Source organism: Bradyrhizobium sp. MOS002, assembly GCF_003020115.1.
Taxonomy (GTDB): domain Bacteria; phylum Pseudomonadota; class Alphaproteobacteria; order Rhizobiales; family Xanthobacteraceae; genus Bradyrhizobium.
Genome location: NZ_PYFX01000002.1, coordinates 497968 through 515620 on the forward strand (window position 1 = coordinate 497968; position 17653 = coordinate 515620).

General features: G+C 64.5%; 18 protein-coding genes. 9 read left to right on the forward strand and 9 right to left on the reverse strand.

Annotated elements, in window-relative coordinates:
* The first annotated feature begins 4 nt into the window (after nt 1-4).
* The 5 genes from cysW (at nt 5) to C7G41_RS07020 (ending at nt 4580) form a co-directional block, all read left to right on the forward strand.
* Nucleotides 5-916, forward strand: coding sequence for a sulfate ABC transporter permease subunit CysW (gene cysW, locus C7G41_RS07000; RefSeq protein WP_106941866.1), 912 nt, complete (start codon nt 5-7; stop codon nt 914-916).
* Entirely contained in the window at nt 906-1943 is a 1038-nt protein-coding gene (locus C7G41_RS07005) for a sulfate/molybdate ABC transporter ATP-binding protein (protein WP_106941867.1), read from the forward strand. Before cysW ends, C7G41_RS07005 begins: the two co-directional genes overlap by 11 nt.
* An 89-nt stretch (nt 1944-2032) precedes the next feature.
* Nucleotides 2033-2536 carry a CAP domain-containing protein gene (locus tag C7G41_RS07010; RefSeq protein WP_106941868.1) on the forward strand — a complete coding sequence of 168 codons (504 nt, stop codon included), beginning with the start codon at nt 2033-2035 and terminating at the stop codon, nt 2534-2536.
* Between the two features lie 78 nt (nt 2537-2614).
* Nucleotides 2615-3790: a patatin-like phospholipase family protein gene (locus C7G41_RS07015; protein WP_106941869.1), complete on the forward strand. Its 1176-nt coding sequence runs from the start codon at nt 2615-2617 to the stop codon at nt 3788-3790.
* A gap of 1 nt (nt 3791) precedes the next feature.
* Nucleotides 3792-4580, forward strand: a complete 789-nt coding sequence (locus tag C7G41_RS07020; RefSeq protein ID WP_106941870.1) for a 3-hydroxybutyrate dehydrogenase — start codon at nt 3792-3794, stop codon at nt 4578-4580.
* A gap of 153 nt (nt 4581-4733) precedes the next feature.
* Here C7G41_RS07020 and C7G41_RS07030 read toward each other — a convergent pair whose 3' ends face one another.
* The 5 genes from C7G41_RS07030 to C7G41_RS07050 all read right to left on the reverse strand — a co-directional run bounded on the left by C7G41_RS07030 (nt 4734) and on the right by C7G41_RS07050 (nt 8825).
* Nucleotides 4734-5558: a sulfite exporter TauE/SafE family protein gene (locus tag C7G41_RS07030; RefSeq protein ID WP_106941872.1), complete on the reverse strand. Its 825-nt coding sequence runs from the start codon at nt 5556-5558 to the stop codon at nt 4734-4736.
* A 196-nt stretch (nt 5559-5754) separates the two neighbouring features.
* The gene (locus C7G41_RS07035; RefSeq protein WP_245446459.1) at nt 5755-5991 is read right to left on the reverse strand and encodes a type II toxin-antitoxin system RelE/ParE family toxin; all 237 of its coding nucleotides are present in this window, start codon (nt 5989-5991) and stop codon (nt 5755-5757) included.
* Nucleotides 5992-6064: 73 nt separating this feature from the next.
* Nucleotides 6065-6301 (reverse strand): hypothetical protein, encoded by a 237-nt coding sequence (locus tag C7G41_RS07040; protein ID WP_106941873.1) that lies wholly within the window; start codon nt 6299-6301, stop codon nt 6065-6067.
* Between the two features lie 53 nt (nt 6302-6354).
* A complete protein-coding gene (locus tag C7G41_RS07045; protein WP_199198229.1) occupies nt 6355-7722 on the reverse strand; it encodes a flippase in 1368 nt (455 codons plus the stop codon).
* 263 nt (nt 7723-7985) lie between these two features.
* A complete protein-coding gene (locus tag C7G41_RS07050) occupies nt 7986-8825 on the reverse strand; it encodes a protein-disulfide reductase DsbD domain-containing protein (RefSeq protein ID WP_106941875.1) in 840 nt (279 codons plus the stop codon).
* Nucleotides 8826-8967: 142 nt separating this feature from the next.
* Between C7G41_RS07050 and C7G41_RS07055 the strand changes: the two genes are divergently transcribed.
* On the forward strand, nt 8968-9612 hold the full coding sequence (locus C7G41_RS07055) for a YqgE/AlgH family protein (protein ID WP_106941876.1): 645 nt from the start codon (nt 8968-8970) through the stop codon (nt 9610-9612).
* 232 nt (nt 9613-9844) lie between these two features.
* Here C7G41_RS07055 and C7G41_RS07060 read toward each other — a convergent pair whose 3' ends face one another.
* Together C7G41_RS07060 and C7G41_RS07065 are read right to left on the reverse strand one after the other, a co-directional pair.
* Nucleotides 9845-10732, reverse strand: a complete 888-nt coding sequence (locus C7G41_RS07060) for a TauD/TfdA family dioxygenase (protein ID WP_106941877.1) — start codon at nt 10730-10732, stop codon at nt 9845-9847.
* A gap of 191 nt (nt 10733-10923) precedes the next feature.
* Nucleotides 10924-11703, reverse strand: coding sequence for an SDR family NAD(P)-dependent oxidoreductase (locus tag C7G41_RS07065; RefSeq protein WP_199198230.1), 780 nt, complete (start codon nt 11701-11703; stop codon nt 10924-10926).
* Between the two features lie 99 nt (nt 11704-11802).
* Between C7G41_RS07065 and C7G41_RS07070 the strand changes: the two genes are divergently transcribed.
* Nucleotides 11803-12540, forward strand: coding sequence for an SDR family NAD(P)-dependent oxidoreductase (locus tag C7G41_RS07070; RefSeq protein ID WP_106941878.1), 738 nt, complete (start codon nt 11803-11805; stop codon nt 12538-12540).
* 59 nt (nt 12541-12599) lie between these two features.
* Nucleotides 12600-12974 (forward strand): CsbD family protein, encoded by a 375-nt coding sequence (locus C7G41_RS07075; RefSeq protein WP_106941879.1) that lies wholly within the window; start codon nt 12600-12602, stop codon nt 12972-12974.
* A gap of 192 nt (nt 12975-13166) precedes the next feature.
* Here the strand turns inward: C7G41_RS07075 and C7G41_RS07080 are convergent, their stop codons facing one another.
* Nucleotides 13167-14849, reverse strand: coding sequence for an SGNH family hydrolase (locus C7G41_RS07080; protein ID WP_106941880.1), 1683 nt, complete (start codon nt 14847-14849; stop codon nt 13167-13169).
* Between the two features lie 191 nt (nt 14850-15040).
* Nucleotides 15041-16438, reverse strand: a complete 1398-nt coding sequence (locus tag C7G41_RS07085) for a lytic murein transglycosylase (RefSeq protein ID WP_199198231.1) — start codon at nt 16436-16438, stop codon at nt 15041-15043.
* A gap of 202 nt (nt 16439-16640) precedes the next feature.
* Between C7G41_RS07085 and C7G41_RS07090 the strand changes: the two genes are divergently transcribed.
* Entirely contained in the window at nt 16641-17516 is an 876-nt protein-coding gene (locus tag C7G41_RS07090; RefSeq protein WP_106942185.1) for a UTP--glucose-1-phosphate uridylyltransferase, read from the forward strand.
* Nucleotides 17517-17653 lie beyond the last annotated feature (137 nt).

Below are 17653 nucleotides of genomic sequence, written 5' to 3' on the forward strand. Positions count from 1 at the left end.
CGCCATGACGATGCAGATCGCGGATTCCGTCTCGCTCTCGGCCCCCGACGCCAAGGCACGCGCGCATGCGGCGGCCGCGCGGAACAATTTGCGCACCGAACCGCGCGCCGTCCGCATCGTCATCATTGCGCTGGCGATGACCTTTCTCTCTGTCTTCGTCGTGCTGCCGCTGGTCGTGGTGTTCGCGCAGGCCTTCTCGAAGGGTATCCTCGCTTATTTCGCCGCGCTGGCCGACCCGGAGGCGTTGTCCGCAATCAAGTTGACGCTGTTGGTTGCGGCAATTTCCGTCGGCCTCAATCTCGTCTTCGGCCTGGTCGCAGCCTGGGCGATTGCAAAATTCGAATTCTCGGGCAAGACCTTCCTGATCACGCTGATCGATTTGCCGTTCTCGGTCAGCCCGGTGATCTCGGGCCTCGTCTTCGTGCTGCTGTTCGGCGCGCAGGGGTATTTCGGCGGCTGGCTGCGCGATCATGACATCCAGATCCTGTTCGCGGTGCCCGGCATCGCGCTTGCGACCACCTTCGTGACCTTCCCCTTCGTGGCGCGTGCGTTGATCCCGCTGATGCAGGAGCAGGGCACGCAGGAGGAGGAGGCCGCGATCTCGCTTGGCGCCTCGGGCCTGCAAACCTTCTTCCGCGTCACGCTGCCCAACATCAAATGGGGCGTGCTCTACGGCGTCCTGCTCTGCAACGCGCGCGCGATGGGCGAGTTCGGCGCGGTCTCCGTCGTCTCCGGCCATATTCGCGGCGAGACCAACACGATGCCGCTCCTGGTCGAGATTCTCTACAACGAATACCAGTTCGTCGCGGCGTTCGCGATCGCCTCGCTGCTCGCGATGCTGGCGCTGATCACGCTGATCGCCAAGACCGTTCTGGAAAATCATCTCGACGAAGGACAGGACGCAAGTGAGCATTGAAGTCAGGAATCTCGTCAAGAAGTTCGGCAGCTTCAAAGCCCTCGACGGCGTCGACCTCAAGGTCAACGACGGCGAGCTGCTGGCGCTGCTCGGTCCGTCCGGCTCCGGCAAGACCACCCTGCTGCGGATCATCGCCGGCCTCGACTGGCCCGATTCCGGTGAGGTGTCTTTCAACGGCGAGGACGCGCTGGCGCAGGGCGCGCGCGAGCGGCACGTCGGTTTCGTGTTCCAGCACTACGCGCTGTTCCGCCACATGACGGTGTTCGAGAACGTCGCCTTTGGGCTCCGCGTGCAGCCGCGCGCGATCCGCAAGGACGAAGTGACCATCCGCGCGCGCGTCAAGGAGCTGCTCGATCTCGTGCAGCTGGACTGGCTCGCCGATCGCTATCCGAGTCAGCTCTCCGGCGGCCAGCGCCAGCGTATCGCGCTGGCCCGCGCGCTCGCGATCGAGCCGCGTATCCTGCTGCTCGACGAACCCTTCGGCGCGCTCGATGCCAAGGTGCGCAAGGAGCTGCGCAAATGGCTGCGCTCGCTGCATCACGAGATCAACGTCACCTCGATTTTCGTCACCCATGACCAGGAGGAGGCGCTCGAAGTCGCCAACCGCGTCGTGGTGATGGACAAGGGCAAGATCGAGCAGATCGGATCGCCCGATGACGTCTATGAGAGCCCGGCGACCGCCTTCGTCCACAGCTTCATCGGCGAATCCATCGAGCTGCCGGTCCTGATCGCCGATGGCGTCGTTAGGCTCGGCGACCGGCCGCTTCGGCTCGCGGCGGACGGGCTTGCGCCTGGCGCGTCAAGACTGTTCGTGCGGCGACACGACATGCTGGTCGGCCCGCCCGGCAGCGGTGCCTTCGAGGGCGCCGTGCAGCATGTCCGGAATTTCGGTCCGGTGCAGCGGGCCGAGGTGGCACTGTCAGGCGGGCAAACGATCGAGATCGATGCGCCTCGCGGTCGGGAACTGCGCGCCGGTGACACCATCAGCCTGGAGCCCCGCCGCTACCGGATATTTGCGGACGCCTGAGCCGGGGCGTTCGGTCGAATTTTCTTCAAAATTCACCTTTCAGCCACGGTTGGTATGCAACAACGGCCCCTCATTGGGGGCTTTCGACCATGCGCGCTGCGGCCGCAATTCTCATAGCATTGCTGCTCGCCGGCTGCGCCGGCAACGAAGCACCAGTCCAGCAGCCCTCGATGTACGCCGATATGGCTGTCCCGGGCGCAAAGCTCGATGCGCAGGCGGCAGCGATCATGATCTCGCAATACCGCCAGAACAACGGGCTCGGCACCGTCGTGGTCGACCCCGATCTGATGCGGCTCGCCGAATCCCAGTCCCAGGCCATGGCTGCCGCCAACAAGATGGACCATGACGTCCGCTCGCCGCTGGCCAAGCGCCTCAGCGCGGGCGGCTATCCGGCGACCGTTGCGGTCGAGAACGTCTCGGCCGGCTATCACACGCTGGCGGAAGCGTTTTCCGGCTGGCGCGACTCGCCCCCGCACCGCGCCAACATGCTCAAGAGCGGTGTCACAAAATTGGGCATCGCGGCGGGCTATGCTCCCGGCACCAAATACAAGGTGTTCTGGACCATGATCCTGGCCTCGACGGACGCCCGATAAGCCAGACTTGATCTCGGGATGCATTGACGCCGCGGCAGACTGTCGCCACGGTCGCTCGCCATCTGCTAGTGTTCCCGCATGACCGATCACAGCCCCGAAGTCGCAACAATCCCCGCAAACGCGCAACGTGTCCTGGTCCTCCAGGGCGGCGGCGCGCTCGGATCCTATCAGGCCGGCGCCTATCAGTCGCTCTGCCATGCCGGGTTCGAGCCGGACTGGGTCGCTGGCATCTCGATCGGCGCGGTCAATGCCGCGATCATCGCCGGCAACGAAGGGCAGACGCGCGTCAAGCGGCTCAAGGAATTCTGGGAGATGGTCTCGGCGCCGGTGCCGTGGAAGCCGATCGGCAAGAGCGATCACAGCCGCGAACTGTTCAACTCGACCAGCGCCGCATTGATCGCGACCTTCGGCGTGCCCGGATTCTTCACGCCGCGCATTCCGCCCGCGCCGCTCTGGCCGCCCGGCAGCCCGCAGGCCGAGAGCTATTACGACACCGCACCGCTGAAGAAGACGCTGGAGCGTCTGGTCGATTTCGACCGCATCAACGATCTGAAGACGCGGCTGTCGGTCGGTGCGGTCGGCGTCACCTCCGGCAACTTCAAGTATTTCGACAATTTCGAGTTCAGGAAGCTCGGCAAGAAAATCGGCCCCGAGCACATCATGGCCTCCGGCGCGCTGCCGCCCGGCTTTCCGTCCGTCGTGATCGACGGCGAGCATTATTGGGACGGCGGCATCGCCTCCAACACGCCGCTCGACTACGTGCTGGACGCCGAGACCGACCGCGATCTCCTGATCTTCCAGATCGACCTGTTCAGCGCCCGCGGCGATCTGCCGACCTCGCTGCTCGAGGCGACCGAGCGCGAGAAGGACATCCGCTTCTCCAGCCGCACGCGGATGAACACCGACAAGAACAAGCAGGTGCACAACGCCCGCAGGGCCGTGCGCGACCTGATTTCCAAATTGCCCGATTATCTCAAGAACGACCCGTCCGTGGAATTCCTTGCCAAGGTATCGCGCGAAAGCACCGTTACCGTGGTGCACCTGATCTATCGCAGCAAGAACTACGAATCCTCGTCCAAGGATTACGATTTTTCGCATGTCGCCATGGTCGAGCATTGGGAAGCCGGCGTGCGTGACGTGCACCTGTCGATGCGCCACAAGGACTGGCTCGAGCGGCCTCAATCCGGCGAGACCATGGTGACCTACGATCTCACGGGGGACGTCACTGCGCCCCCGCCAAAAAGGAGCGAGTAATATGGGTAGTCTGTCAGGCAAGAACGCCGTCGTGACCGGGTCGACCAGCGGCATCGGGCTCGCCTATGCGCGCGCCTTTGCCGCCGCCGGCGCCAATGTCGTCATCAACGGCTTCGGCTCGCCGGAGGACATCGAGAAGGAGCGCGCCAAGATCGAGTCCGATTTCGGCGTGAAGGCGGTCTATTCGCCCGCCGACATGACCAAGCCGGCCGAAATCGCCGGGATGATCGCGCTCGGCGAGAAGAGCTTTGGTTCGGTCGATATCCTCGTCAACAATGCCGGCATCCAGTTCGTCTCGCCGATCGAGGAATTCCCGCCGGAGAAATGGGACCAGATCATCGCGATCAACCTGTCCTCGGCCTTCCATGCCATTCGCGCCGCCGTCCCCGGCATGAAGAAGAAGGGCTGGGGCCGCATCATCAATACCGCTTCCGCGCACTCGCTGGTCGCCTCGCCGTTCAAGTCGGCCTATGTGTCGGCCAAGCACGGCATCGCCGGCCTGACCAAGACCGTGGCACTCGAGGTCGCGACCAGCAAGATCACCTGCAACTGCATCAGCCCCGGCTATGTCTGGACGCCGCTGGTGGAGAAGCAGATTCCCGACACCATGAAGGCCCGCAACCTCACGCGCGAGCAGGTCATCAACGACGTGCTGCTCGACGCGCAGCCGACCAAGGAGTTTGTCACCTCCGAGCAGGTCGCAGCCCTCGCGCTGTTCCTGTGCGGCGACGACGCCGCGCAGATCACCGGCACCAACCTGTCGATCGACGGCGGCTGGACCGCGGAGTAACGGACTGGTGTCATGCCCCGCGAAGGCGGGGCATCCAGTACGCCGCGGCGTCTCGGTACAACTACAGCCGTCTCGGAGTACTGGATCGCCCGGTCAATCCGGGCGATGACAGCGAGGATGGAGCGGCGTTTTTCCGTTCGCGCCGTTCTCCGTTCAGTGTGTCCAGGCCAGCGCCGTCTCGAACGCGGAGGACAGGTGCAACTCGGCGAACATGATCTTGCCGGCGACCACGAACAGTACGCTGGCGAGGGTCAGGCGCAGAACCGTCTCGGGGACGCGCGTCGCGCTGAAGCTGCCGACGATGATGCCGGGCAGCGAGCCCAACAGCAGCACGCCCATCAGCGCCCAATCCACGTCGCCCAGCGCCCAGTGCCCGATTCCGGCGACCAGCGTCAGCGGGACGGCATGGGCGATGTCGGAGCCGACGATGGTCGCCATCGGCAGGCGCGGATAGAGCAGCAGCAGAACGGTGACGCCGACCGCGCCGGCGCCGACCGATGAAATCGAGACCAGCACACCGAGTACGATTCCGGTGACGACCGTCGCGATCGCGGTGGTGCGGTCATCGACCTGCTCCAGGCGCCGGCGATAGCGCTCCATGATCGCCTTGCGGAAGATCAGCGAGGTCGCGGTCAGCAGCAGCGCGAAGCACAACACCAGATTGACCAGACCGCGCTCGGAATCGCTGTTGAGGTCTAGCTTCCACAGCACGAGCAGCGTCAGCGCGCTCGCCGGAAGGCTGCCGCAGGCGAGTCGCAGCACCGCCGGCCAGTGCACGCTGCGCGACCAGCCATGCACCACGCTGCCGCCGGTCTTGGTGGCGGCGGCATAGAGCAGGTCGGTGCCGACCGCGGTCGATGGGTGAATGCCGAACAGCAGGATCAGCAGCGGCGTCATCAACGAGCCGCCGCCGACGCCAGTCATTCCGACCAGCAGGCCGACGCCGAACCCGGAGGCGACGTAAAGTGGATCGATCATGTCGAGGGAATCTTAGGTTTATCTCGTCAGATGAGCAATATGACGTAGAATAAACTTTCCCTGCGGAGCAACCGCTTGGATCGAATAAGAAAAATTCTTCCGCAGGAGGCCGGAGTGGAGGTGTTTTCTCCAATTCATCGTTATCTCGCGAAACGGACATCTCGGTAGATCTGATTCAATCAGAACCGATAACGCTCTAGGCATATTGCCTTCCGGGCTCATTCAGCCCCGCGACCGGCCGCCGTGACGTGTGGCGGATGTGGACGATATGGATTACGTCGCCACGGACACGGTAAAATATCCGGAATGGGTAGCGGACGACCGCTGCGACACGAACCTTGGAACGGTGCGCAACGCGTGGCGCCGAGAAAGGCGCGCCACGGACGCGCTCCACGACGTCAACAAGTCTCCGGCCGAGAGCTTCGGCGACCACAGGGCTGCGTTGCTGGCATAATAGGTCGCGATGTCCGCGAGATCAGCAAGCGCCTCTCGCGTCCAGACGACCTTCATCCGCGCGCAAATTTCGCGAAGGCCTCCGCAACCTCGGCATCCGTAGCGACCTCGCCGCGATCTATGGACGCCAAGGCCGCATCGATGCTCCGCAATTCCTCTTGCGTAGCAAGATACTCGCCGCCGAGCAGCTCACTCTCGATTTCGCTGGCAATGGCAACCAGCTCGTTCTGGGCCTCTTCAGGCCAAGTCTGGGCACGTTCCAGAAGGTTTCGTAGATCGCTTGCGGCCATAAATCCGACTATATCAGGCGGCGGATGGCTTTCCAATCGCCTTGAGCCGACGGCTATTTCCCGAACGCCAGCACGTGCAGCCCGAGCCGCTGTCGCACGATCCAGAACAGCAGCACCGTCTCGAAACTGAGCGAGATCGAGGTCGCGGCCGCAGCGCCGTGGCCGCCGAAGCGCGGCACCAGCGCGATGCAGAGCACCAGGTTCATCGCAAAGGCCAGCGCATAGGCCAGCGCGCAGATCTTCTGCTGGCCGAGCATGTTGAGCAGCCGTTCGACCGGGCCGATCGCGGATCGGACCACGAGCCCGATGGCGGCGACGAACATGATGTCGTAGCCGACCACGAATTGCGGCCCGAACAGCCAGAGCAGCGGCTTGCCGAGCGCGAGCAGCACGATGGTCGCCGCCAGCGACGGCCAGAACGTCCAGTTGATGGCATGCGCCACGTAAGCCGACAGCCGCGCCTTATCGCCGCTTGCGTTGTACTCGGCGAAGCGATGCGCGGTCGTCGCCGACATCGCGTAGTGGATGAAGGAGACCAGCGCGAGCGTCTTCACCACGGCGAAATAGACGCCGACCTCGTCGGAGGGACGGAACTGCTGAAGCACCAGCACGTCGGTGTAGGACAGCAGCAGGTAGAAGCTTTCGACCAGCAGGATCGGCAGCGACACGGCGAGCCAGCCGCCGACGTCATAGGCCTTGGGGCCGGGCTCGATGTGATCGGCGAGCTTGCGGTTCAGCACCACCATCTGCCCGGTCATCGCGATCCACACCGCGCCGGCACTCGCGACCATCGCGGCGACCGCGCCGAGATGATAGCCGAGCAGGAAGGCGCACGCCGTGATGCCGATGATCAGTGCCTGGCGGATGATGAATTGCGGCATCAGGCCGAGTTGCATCCAGTCATGCGAGCGCGCGATGCCGTCCTGGGTGTTGGCGACGACGAAAGCGGGCAGCGTCATGCAGCCGATATAGAGCGGCAGCACCTCGGCCGGATCGATCCAGGGTGACAGCAATTTGACGAGACCGGCGAGGCCGAGCGACACCAATGCGGACACCGCAAAGGTGAGCCAGCGGCTGCCCGAGAGAAAGCCGCGCAGCAGCGCGTGCTCGCCACGGGCGCGGTATTCCGGAATGATCTTTTGCGCGGAGGCCGAGATGCCAAAGTCCATCATGCTGCCGAGCAGCAGCACCCAGGTCCAGACATAGACATAGACGCCGTAGTCCGAAGTCCCCATCCAGCGTGCGAGCAGCACTTGCGAAAAATAGGCAAGGCCCGCGCTGATCACGCGGATGACGAAGATGGTGCCGGCCAGCCGCCGCGTCAGCGATGCTTCGCTCGACCCGCCCGTTAATTTTTCGCGCAGCCGCGCGATGAGGCCGGCAGGTCCGGTCGTTGCGGGTTCTGCATCCATCACGGCCAATTCGAACAGCCCCCGAGGCGCACACGAATGCTGCGGCAGACTTGCCGCAGCAGCCCAGGGGATTAGCAACCATTCGTTAAGATTCGGTTGGGTGGGACCACGTCTCTATCCCACGTCGTCCCGGCCGAGTGCGCAATTGTGCACGGGGGGCCGGGACCCATAACCCCAGGGAGAGGTTTGGCGAAGACGGGTCGTTCGGGATTTTCACCGTGCACTGTCGATAGATCACGCGGTATGGGTCCCGGCCTTCGCCGGGACGACACTCAGTCCAAATTGGTATTGAACTCGTACGACTTCTCCGGCCCGACCAGCGTGAACTTCAGCGCTGCGCCGTCGGGCTTGGCGCCGGGCGGCAGTCCGTCGAGTTCGAAAGAAAATCGCTTCACGCCCGGTGGGCTGGGCTCGACCGGCGTCGGGATCGGCAGCGCCCAATCGGGTGTCGGGCCTTCCACGTACAGATTGACGGTGCGCGCATCCGGCGCGACCACGTCGACCACGACATTCTTGGGCCCGTCGCGCTTGACGTCGCGGATGGTGAGCGGGTTGGGATCGCCGATGGTGGCAGGCTTGGGCACGGTGTCGAGCGCTGCACGCAGATTGGCGTCCTCGGTCGAGGCGACGCTGTTGAAGCCAAGCTCGGCGCGAGCCTCGACGGGAATGCAAAGCTTTTCGCACACTGCATAATTGATCTCGGCGCGCAGCGTGACCGGCTTGTCGGCCGCCTTGGCGATGATACGCAGGGGCAGCACGATCTGGTCGTGATAGCCGATCGAATGGCCGCCCGCGCCGTCGTCGAATTTCTGCGGGGCCGGCCACATCACCGTCACCGCTTCGACATTGTCGGATTTCGAGAAATCGAAGCGCGGCGGAACGCCGGAATCGCCTGGCATGCGCCAATAGGTTTTCCAGCCGGGCTGGATCTGGAAGGCGATACCGCCGAGCAGGACGGCGCCGCTGCGCGATCCCGCCAGCAACCGCACCGCGGAATGTCCGTCGCGCTGCCACGGCGATGCGTCGTCGGCGCGGGCTTCAAGCGCCAGCAACGACGCGAGCAGGGTTGTCGCGACGCCAATCGCCGCACGCCGGGGAACTCTTGTCAGCATGGTACGTCTTTACAGGGTCGCCCCGCGGCAAACCATTGAATTGCTTGTGATGGATGCACTTGAATCAAGTCTCTGCAAGCCTTGATTTGACAGCCGGCCGGCCCGACATCAGGATAGCAGTTGAAACCGGAGTGCTTCACCGATGGCTCCCACAGGCAAGAGGACGGGCGAAAGCACCCGCAAGCCAGCTTCCGCGCTCCCGAGCTCGGCGGGTTACCTTGACGGCCAGCTGTTGATCGCCATGCCGGTGATGGGCGACGAGCGCTTCGAGCGCTCGGTGATCTATCTCTGCGCCCACTCCGCCGAAGGCGCGATGGGCATCATCGTCAACCACCCGGCCGGCAGCATCGATTTCCCCGAGCTGTTGCAGCAGCTCGGCATCATCAACAAGGGCGAGCACATCAAGCTGCCGGAGAATGCCGAAAGCATGAAGGTGCTGCGCGGCGGTCCGGTCGATACCGGCCGCGGCTTCGTGCTGCATTCCAGCGATTTCTACATCGAGAACGCGACGCTCCGGATCGACGATGGCGTCTGCCTCACCGCGACGGTCGACATTCTGCGTGCGATCGCCAACGGCTCCGGCCCCAAGCACGCCATCCTCGCGCTCGGCTATGCCGGCTGGGCGCCGGGCCAGCTCGAGACCGAAATCCAGAGCAATGGCTGGCTGCATTGCGACGCGGATTCGGAATTGATCTTCGGCGACGACGTCGACGAAAAATACGGACGCGCGCTGCGCAAGATCGGCATCGATCCCGGCATGCTCTCGAACGAGGCGGGGCACGCGTAGCCTTGCTCCGCTGGCGTTCCACCCTCCGCTGTCGTCCCGGACAAGCGCAGCTTCTGGCAACGCGTAGCGTTGTCCAGAACGGAGCGCAGATCCGGGACCCATACTCCCAGGCCGTAGTTTTTGAAGCGGGGCGGTAACTTCTAATCTTCGCCAAACCACTCCCTGTGGCTATGGGTCCCGGATCTGCGCTCCGCTTCGCTGCGCTTGTCCGGGACGACGGCGGAATGCGTGTTTACTCCGCCGCCTGCTGCTGCACCGTCGGCTCCGTGCCCGCCACCGTAGCGCGGCGCATGTCACGGGGCTGCGACTGGTCGTAGCGGCGGACGCGGTGCATGGTCTGGCGGTTGTCCCACATCACGAGGTCATGCAGCGTCCATTTGTGGACGTAGACGAACTCGCTTTGCGTCGCGTGCTCGTTGAGATCGCGCAGCAGCAGCCTTCCTTCGGGGACGCTCATGCTGACGATCTTGCCGGCATGCGATGAGAGATAGAGCGACTTGCGGCGATGAACGGGGTGGGTGCGCACGAGACGTTGCAGCACCGGCTTGAACATCTCCTTCTCGTCGTCGGTGTATTCGGTGAAGCCGAGCGATCCCCGCGAATACATCAGCGAGTGCTCGCAGACGAGGTCGTCGATCTCCGCCTTGGTCTCGTCGTCGAGCGCGTCATAGGCCGCGCGCATGTCGGCGAATTCGGTGTTGCCGCCCTTCGGGTTGAGCACGCGGGCCGACAGCAGCGAGAATTTTGCCGGGATGGGACGGAACGAGCTGTCGGAATGCCACAGACAGTTGCCGAGATTGAACAAATGCGCGCGGCTGTCCTTCGCCAGCGGCTTGCCGTCCTTGCCAAGATTGGAGACGTCGTTCAGGCCGGATTGCAGCCGGTAGTCCTTTTCCTTCGTCACGGTGCCGCCGCGCGCGTCCTCGCGCTGGCCGAAATTCAGCGCAAAAGCCATCTGCTGTTCGTCGGTGATGTCCTGGTCGTGGAAGACCAGCACCGCATATTTGTCCATGGCGGCTTCGATCTCGCGCGCCTCATCGGGTGTGAGAGGCTTTCGCAGATCGAGGCCGGAAACCTCGCCGACAAAATGTTTGTGAAGCTGCCGGATGGCGATCGTCATGGCGTTTTCTCCCGGGCGTTCGAGCGGTTGGTCCCGCCCTGTTGAGGAAAAAATTACTCCCGTAGCAGTCGATGTCAACGCTGGGCGCGCATAGCTGCCCGTAGCCCGGATGCAGCGCAGCGAAATCCGGGGAGGTCTTCCCGCGAGGTGAGAACCCCGGATTGCGCTGCGCTGCATCCGGGCTACAGCTCTCACGCGTTGCGCGCCATCAGGCCGCCGTCGACCGGGATCACCGCGCCGGTGAGGAAGGACGCTGCCGGCAGGCACAGGCTCAGCGTCATGTGCGCGACCTCTTCGGGATCGCCGTAGCGGCCCAGTGCAGTGCGGCGCTTGGCATAGATGGTCTTGTGCTCTTCCGAGATTCGGTCGGTGATGGCGGTGCGGACCGGCCCCGGGCAGATGCAGTTGACGGTGATGCCTTCGCGGCCGAGCTCCACCGCGAGCGAGCGGGTGAGGCTGGCGACGCCGCCCTTCGCCGCCGAATAGGGGCTGTGCAATGCGGTGGCGCCGAGCGCCTCGGTCGAGGCGATGTTGACGATGCGTGGGCTCTTCGACTTGCGCAAGTGAGGCAGCGCGGCGCGGATGATGCGCGGATGCGCCGTCAGCATCACCGCGATGCCCCTGGCCCATGCGTCCTCATAGGCCTCGTCGTCGATCGCGACGCGCACGGAGATGCCGGCATTGTTGACGATGATGTCGAGCCCGTCGAAATGCGCAGCGACGTCGCCGACCACGCGCTTGATCTCGTCGCCGTCGGCCACGTCGAGCTTCCAGGCTCTCGCGGTGCCGCCGCTTGCCGCGATCTCCTTCGCCGCGGCCAGCGCGCCCTGCTCGTCATGATCGGTGACGGCGACGTTGGCGCCCTCGGTGGCGAACACGCGTGCCGTCGCGCGTCCCATGCCGCTGGCCGCGCCGGTGACGAGAACGGTCAGGCCCTTCACGGACCGGCTGAGCTGTTTGAAATCGGCCATGCTGTTTCCTCTGAGCCCTGCTTGTTCTTGTTGTGATTGACAAGGCTGTCATCGATCCGCAGACAGGTCAAACAAGCAAGACACTCGGGGAGGCCAGCGATGACGAACGAGCTCGATTTCTCAGGCAGGCAGGTGCTGGTCGTCGGCGGATCCAGCGGCATCGGCAACGGTATTGCGCAAGCCTTTCGCGTCAGGGGCGCGCAAGTTGCGGTCTGCGGCACACGGGCTCACGCGAAGGAATATTCGCAAGCGGAGGGTTCGGATCTCACCGGTCTCTCCTACGCGCAGCTCGACGTCGGCAATGCCGGAGCGGTCGAAGCGTTCAAGCCGTTGTTCGATCGGCTCGATGTCCTGGTGCTTGCACAGGGCGCGGTGCTCTATCGCCGCGGCGAGTTCGAGATGGCGGGCTTTCGCAAGGTGGTCGAGGTCAACCTGATGAGCCTGATGGCCTGCGCCACGCGCTTTCATTCCATGCTGCGGGACTCGCGGGGATCGCTGATCATGGTGTCCTCGACCGCGGCCTATCATTCCACCATGGGCAATCCTGCTTACAACGCGTCGAAGACCGGCGCGGTCGGATTGACGCGGACGCTGGGCGAGGCCTGGGCCGAGGACGGCATCCGCGTCAACGGCATCGCGCCCGGTCTGGTCGACACCAAGATGACCAAGGTGACCACAGACAATCCCAAGCGGCTCGAAGGTGCACTTTCACGCATTCCGCTGCGGCGATTGGGCACGCCGGCTGACATGGCTGGCGCTGCGCTATTCCTGGCATCGCCGCTGTCGTCCTACATCATCGGCCAGACATTGGTCGTCGACGGCGGGCTTATTCTCTAGCGTGAGGAACCGCGCCGCTCCTGATCGGTTACTTGGGCAGACCCCTGAGGAGGAGCATCATGGATAAAGATCGGATTGTCGGATCGGCCAAGGAATTCGCCGGACGCGCGGAAGGCGCCGTCGGTGATCTCGCAGGCGATGCGCAGACGCAGGCTTCCGGCAAGGCGCGGGAAGCCGCAGGCACCGTGCAGAATCTGTACGGCCAGGCCAAGGACGCCGTACGGGACGCCACGGACACGGCGGCCAGCTATGCCAAGGACGCCTATGACAAGCCGGCCGAAACCTTGCGCGACGGTTCGCAGGCGATCGCACAGAAGGTGCAGGACAACCCGCTCGGCTCGCTGCTGGTCGCCGGCGGCATCGGCTTTGCCCTCGCACTGCTGATGGCGCGCCCTGCGCGCCGCCCGCCGCCGCGCTGGCGCTATTACGGCTAATAGCCAACGCGCGATATCCATCGGGCCCCGGACGCAATGCGGCCTAGGCGATGCGTAGCATCGTCCGGGAACGCCGCATTGCCGAGCCGGGGCCCCTTCTTTTGGTGACTGTCGGACGTGCTGGGTCCGGCTCTGCGCGGCAGCGTTTCACGCTGCGGCGCGTCCGGGACACGAGACCTCAGCTTGGAAAAATTACCGGAATACTTCCGCCGATCGCCCGACATTGCCAGGCGGCCGCGGGATCGCGGGGTTCGGATTGCGTGGCGCCGGCGCCAATTGACGCGGCGGGGGCGGCGGCGAGCCAAAGCCGAAGAAATCGCGCATCGATGGCGCTGCCTGTGCCGGTTGCTGCGGCGTTAGTGGCTTCTTCGGCGCAAGCTTTGGCGGGGCGATCGCTGCGGCCGCACCCGGCGTGCCGCCATCGGGAGTCGTCGCGGCGACGGGCGTATCGCCCTTGGCCTGCTCCCGGCCGACTTCGCGGCGCGGCCAGGCATAATCGTCGGCGCGTCCGGCGGGCGCGGCCAATGGCTCGCCCTTCACCATGGTCTTCGCAGCGAGCGCATCGACGGCGGCCGGACGCGAGCCCGGCCCACCCAGCAATTGATCGGTCGAGATCGAGGCCGCAACCAGCGGCACGATCGGGCCGGCCAGCGGCCGCGGCGCGGGCTTGCCGGGTTCGGCGCTGGTGTCGGGGGTCGCCGGCTCGCTCGGCAGCGCGATCGGGCCGGAGCGCCCGGCGAGCAGGCGGGTGATCTCGCGTTCGACATAGTGGGCGAGCTTGCGCGCGCCGGGTTTTGTGAAATAGACGCCGTCATAGCTGCGGAGCTGGCGGATTTGGCCTTCGAAGTCCGGGCCTTTCTGCAGGAAGCGGCCGGCCTCGTCGACAAAGCCGTCCCAGACGTCGACGTAAGTGATGCCGGCCTTGGCCGCGCCTTCGCGATAAAGCGAATCCAGGAACAGCATGTCTGCGGTGCCCTTAGGACCGCGGATGGCGGGCAGGCCGACCCAGAGCACCGGCACACCCTTGGACTTGAGGACGTTGGCGAGCTCCTCGATCTTCTTGCCGTAGAGCTCGACCCAGCGCTCGTCGCGGAATTCGTAGAGGCCGTTCGGGTTGCGTGCGGTCTTCTCGGGCGCTGCGACCGCCGGTGCGTCAGCGTTGTCGGCATCGTCCTGCGGCAGGTCGGCATCGGCCGGCTTGTCGTCCGGTTTCGCGGCTGTGTCGCCGGGCTTGGCATCGCCGGGCTTGGGCGGTGGTTTGCCGCGCGCGCCCTTGTCGTTCTTCTTGTCCTTGTCGGTCGCCTTGTCCGATTTATCGGGTGCTGCCGCCTCGCGGATCGCGATGCGGTCGTTGAGGCCGAGCATCACCACGATCACGTCGGGCTTCTCGGTCTCGAGAATGCCCTTCGCAGCAGCCGTCCAGTCCGAGGGCTCACCCTTGGGCTGGTACTTGATCAGGCCGGACGTGGTCTTGTGCTTGCGGATCACGCCCATGTCGGGCTGCTCGGTGTAGGCATCCTCCAGGCCGTAGGCGAGCCAGTCTGCCATGGCGTCGCCGATCACCAGCACGTTCCTGTCGGGAATGGTGTCGCGCTTGGCTGGCGCCGGTGCGCGCGAAAAATCCTGGCGTGGTGCTTGCGGCTGTTGCTGCTGGAACGGCGCGAAGAAGTCGCCGCCGAACCATCCGCCACCGCCACCTCCACCGTTCCGCGGCGGCGGCGGAGCCGCGCGCTGCGGCGGCCCGCCGAAGCCGGGGAAGTTGAAGAACTGCGCCGAGGCGGGTCCCGCGACCGAGACCAGAATCGCAAGCGCCGTCCCCAGCGCGATCAGCGGGCCGGTCTCGGTCAGCACCTTGAACAGGGACTTCTTCGACATGCGATCTCGGCACGTGCAATGGGGATCGGGACAGGCTCAATATAATAGCGGAATCGGGCGCCAAACGGGCAGATCTCTTTTCAGATTCTGAGATCTTTGGCCCGAGATCCTTTGGCCCATACACGGTGAACCGCCGCTCCGGTCAAGGTTGCCGGCCAAAATCCCTGTTCAGGGTTACTTTCGGCGCGATTTTACCGCCCGCGCAGCCGGTTCAGCGCGTCGGAGGAGGCAAATCCGTCGGCGGGGACCCCGATCGAGGCCTGGAAGTTGCGCAGGGCCTCCCGGGTCTGGCCGCCGAACTGGCCGTCCGGGGTGCCCTTGTAGAAGCCGCGCTGGGCCAGCAGCTGCTGCAGTTCCAGCCGCTCGGTCCGGGACAGCTCCCGTTCCTGCCGCGGCCAGGGCTGCACGAAGGGTTGGCCGCCGCGCAAACGATCGGCGAAATGGCCGATCGCCAGCGCATAAGCTTCGGCCGGATTGTACTTCATGATGACCCGGAAGTTCTGCAGCATCAGGAAGCCCGGCCCTTGGGCACCGGCGGGCGCCAGCAAATAGGCCTTTTCTGCCGGATGCGGGAAGGGCTGGTTGGCCGGGCGCTTGAGGCCGAGCTTTTCCCACTGCGGCATCGTCATCGCCTTGGCGCGATCCGCCAGCATGTAGTTGAAGCCCTGGGGTACCACGACCTCATAGCCCCAGGTCTGCCCGGCCTGCCAGCCGTCCTTCTTCAGATTGTTGGCGGTCGACGCAATCAGGTCGGAGGGATTGTCGACGACGTCACGCCGGCCGTCACCGTCGCCGTCCACGGCAAAGCGCTTGAACGCGGTCGGCATGAACTGGGTCGGCCCGAAGGCGCCGGCCCAGGAGCCGCGCAACTGTTCGGGCCTGAGATCACCGCGGTTGAGGATCTCCAGCGCCGAGAGGAATTCGTCCTTGAAGTAAGCCTGGCGGCGGCCGATGCAGGCCAGCGTCGCGGTCGATTGCAGCACGCTGCGGTCGCCCATCTGCGTCGAGTAGTTGGACTCGATGCCCCAGATCGAGGCGATGATGTAGCGATCGACGCCGGTGGCTTTTTCGGTGGCGTCGAACTGCGCCTTGTATTTGGCCAGGACCTCGCGGCCTTTGGCGAGGCGGTTATCGTTCACGAGGATGTCGAGATAATCCCAGATCGACTTGGTGAACTCCGGCTGCGAGTCCATCAGGTCCATGATACGCAGATCGGGCGCGAGGCCTGCCGTGAAGCGCTGGAAATTTTCCTGCGTGATGTTGCGCCTTGCGGCATCGGGCCACATGCCTGCGACGCAATTGTTGAAATTGCCGGCGGCCTCCCGGATCGCGGCAGCCGTCATCAGCGGATGGCCGGAGGCGCCGTCCTCGCCGGTCCAGGGTTGAACTCCCGTTTGAGCGCCGCCAGGGCCGGGCGCCGCTGGCGAAGGCGCCGGGTTCGGGCCGGAGAAAATACCGCCGAACAGATTTGACAGACCGTTCTGAGCCTGCGCGCCGGCGGGAAGCGGGAACAGCAGGGCGGCCGCAATCATCGTCGCACCGGTCACGGACCCGCCCCGTTTTGCCAGCTCTGCCATTGATTGCATCATGTCCACACCTGTCCGGCCAAATTCCGCCTCAGGAGGCCTGGTTACGGTTGCCAACAGCTTAACAAAGGTGAAATTTTGATGGTGGCCTTTTTCTTAACTCTGTGAGGATGAGGCCCCACATCCGCCTTTGTTGGCGGCTGCAAACAAGCTAGCAAGATGCCATTGCTCCCTTCACGTGTTCCTCAGGTATTCGATCAATCCCATGAAAATCCGCAAAGCCGTATTTCCCGTTGCCGGCCTCGGCACCCGTGTCCTGCCCGCCACCAAGGCGATGCCGAAGGAAATGCTGACGATCGTCGACAAGCCGCTGATCCAGTACGTCTATGACGAGGCCAGGGAAGCCGGCATCGAGCACTTCATCTTCGTCACCGGCCGCAACAAAAGTGTCATCGAAGATCATTTCGACCGCATGTTCGAGCTCGATGCGACGCTGGCCGCGCGCGGCAAGAAGACCGAGCAGGACGTTCTGGCGCAGAACCAGCCCGAAGCCGGCGCCGTCAGCTTCACCCGCCAGCAGGCGCCGCTCGGCCTCGGTCACGCGGTCTGGTGCGCGCGCGACATCGTCGGCAACGAACCGTTCGCGGTCGTGCTGCCAGACGAACTCGTGCTCAATTCGCCCGGCTGTCTGAAGCAGATGATCGACACCGCCAGCAAGCTCGGCGAAAAATCCAACGTCATAGCGGTCGAGGCGGTGCCCGACCATCTGACCCATCAATACGGTATCTGCGGCGTCGGCAAACGCACCGGCAAGATGTTCGAGGTCGACGGCATGGTCGAGAAGCCGGCCAAGGGCACCGCGCCCTCCAACCTCTCGATCACCGGCCGCTACATCCTGCAGCCGGAGATCTTCAAGATCCTGGAAACCCAGGAGCGCGGCGCCGGCGGCGAGATCCAGCTCACCGACGCCATGATCGGCCTCGCCAGATCGCAAAAGTTCTACGGCGTCGAATTCGAGGGCGAGCGCCATGATTGCGGCTCCAAGCCCGGCTTCCTCCGCGCCAACATCGCCTACGGCCTGAAGCGGCCGGAGCTGCGTGAGGGGCTCATTGCGGAGATGAAGAAGTATCTGGGGCAGTAGTCGTCGCACCTCCGGTGTCGTCCCGGCGAAGGCCGGGACCCATACCGCGTGGTCCATCGATTGCGGACAGTGGCAGTACCAGACGACGAGTCTTCGCCAAACTATGCCCTGTGGTTATGGGTCCCGGCCTTCGCCGG

Coding starts and splice junctions, on each gene's coding strand:
- cysW (WP_106941866.1), top strand. CDS start 5: ATGACGATGCAGATCGCGGATTCCGTCTCGCTCTCGGCCCCCGACGCC.
- C7G41_RS07010 (WP_106941868.1), top strand. CDS start 2,033: ATGCGCGCTGCGGCCGCAATTCTCATAGCATTGCTGCTCGCCGGCTGC.
- C7G41_RS07015 (WP_106941869.1), top strand. CDS start 2,615: ATGACCGATCACAGCCCCGAAGTCGCAACAATCCCCGCAAACGCGCAA.
- C7G41_RS07020 (WP_106941870.1), top strand. CDS start 3,792: ATGGGTAGTCTGTCAGGCAAGAACGCCGTCGTGACCGGGTCGACCAGC.
- C7G41_RS07030 (WP_106941872.1), bottom strand. CDS start 5,558: ATGATCGATCCACTTTACGTCGCCTCCGGGTTCGGCGTCGGCCTGCTG.
- C7G41_RS07040 (WP_106941873.1), bottom strand. CDS start 6,301: ATGGCCGCAAGCGATCTACGAAACCTTCTGGAACGTGCCCAGACTTGG.
- C7G41_RS07050 (WP_106941875.1), bottom strand. CDS start 8,825: ATGCTGACAAGAGTTCCCCGGCGTGCGGCGATTGGCGTCGCGACAACC.
- C7G41_RS07055 (WP_106941876.1), top strand. CDS start 8,968: ATGGCTCCCACAGGCAAGAGGACGGGCGAAAGCACCCGCAAGCCAGCT.
- C7G41_RS07060 (WP_106941877.1), bottom strand. CDS start 10,732: ATGACGATCGCCATCCGGCAGCTTCACAAACATTTTGTCGGCGAGGTT.
- C7G41_RS07065 (WP_199198230.1), bottom strand. CDS start 11,703: ATGGCCGATTTCAAACAGCTCAGCCGGTCCGTGAAGGGCCTGACCGTT.
- C7G41_RS07070 (WP_106941878.1), top strand. CDS start 11,803: ATGACGAACGAGCTCGATTTCTCAGGCAGGCAGGTGCTGGTCGTCGGC.
- C7G41_RS07075 (WP_106941879.1), top strand. CDS start 12,600: ATGGATAAAGATCGGATTGTCGGATCGGCCAAGGAATTCGCCGGACGC.
- C7G41_RS07080 (WP_106941880.1), bottom strand. CDS start 14,849: ATGTCGAAGAAGTCCCTGTTCAAGGTGCTGACCGAGACCGGCCCGCTG.
- C7G41_RS07085 (WP_199198231.1), bottom strand. CDS start 16,438: ATGATGCAATCAATGGCAGAGCTGGCAAAACGGGGCGGGTCCGTGACC.
- C7G41_RS07090 (WP_106942185.1), top strand. CDS start 16,641: ATGAAAATCCGCAAAGCCGTATTTCCCGTTGCCGGCCTCGGCACCCGT.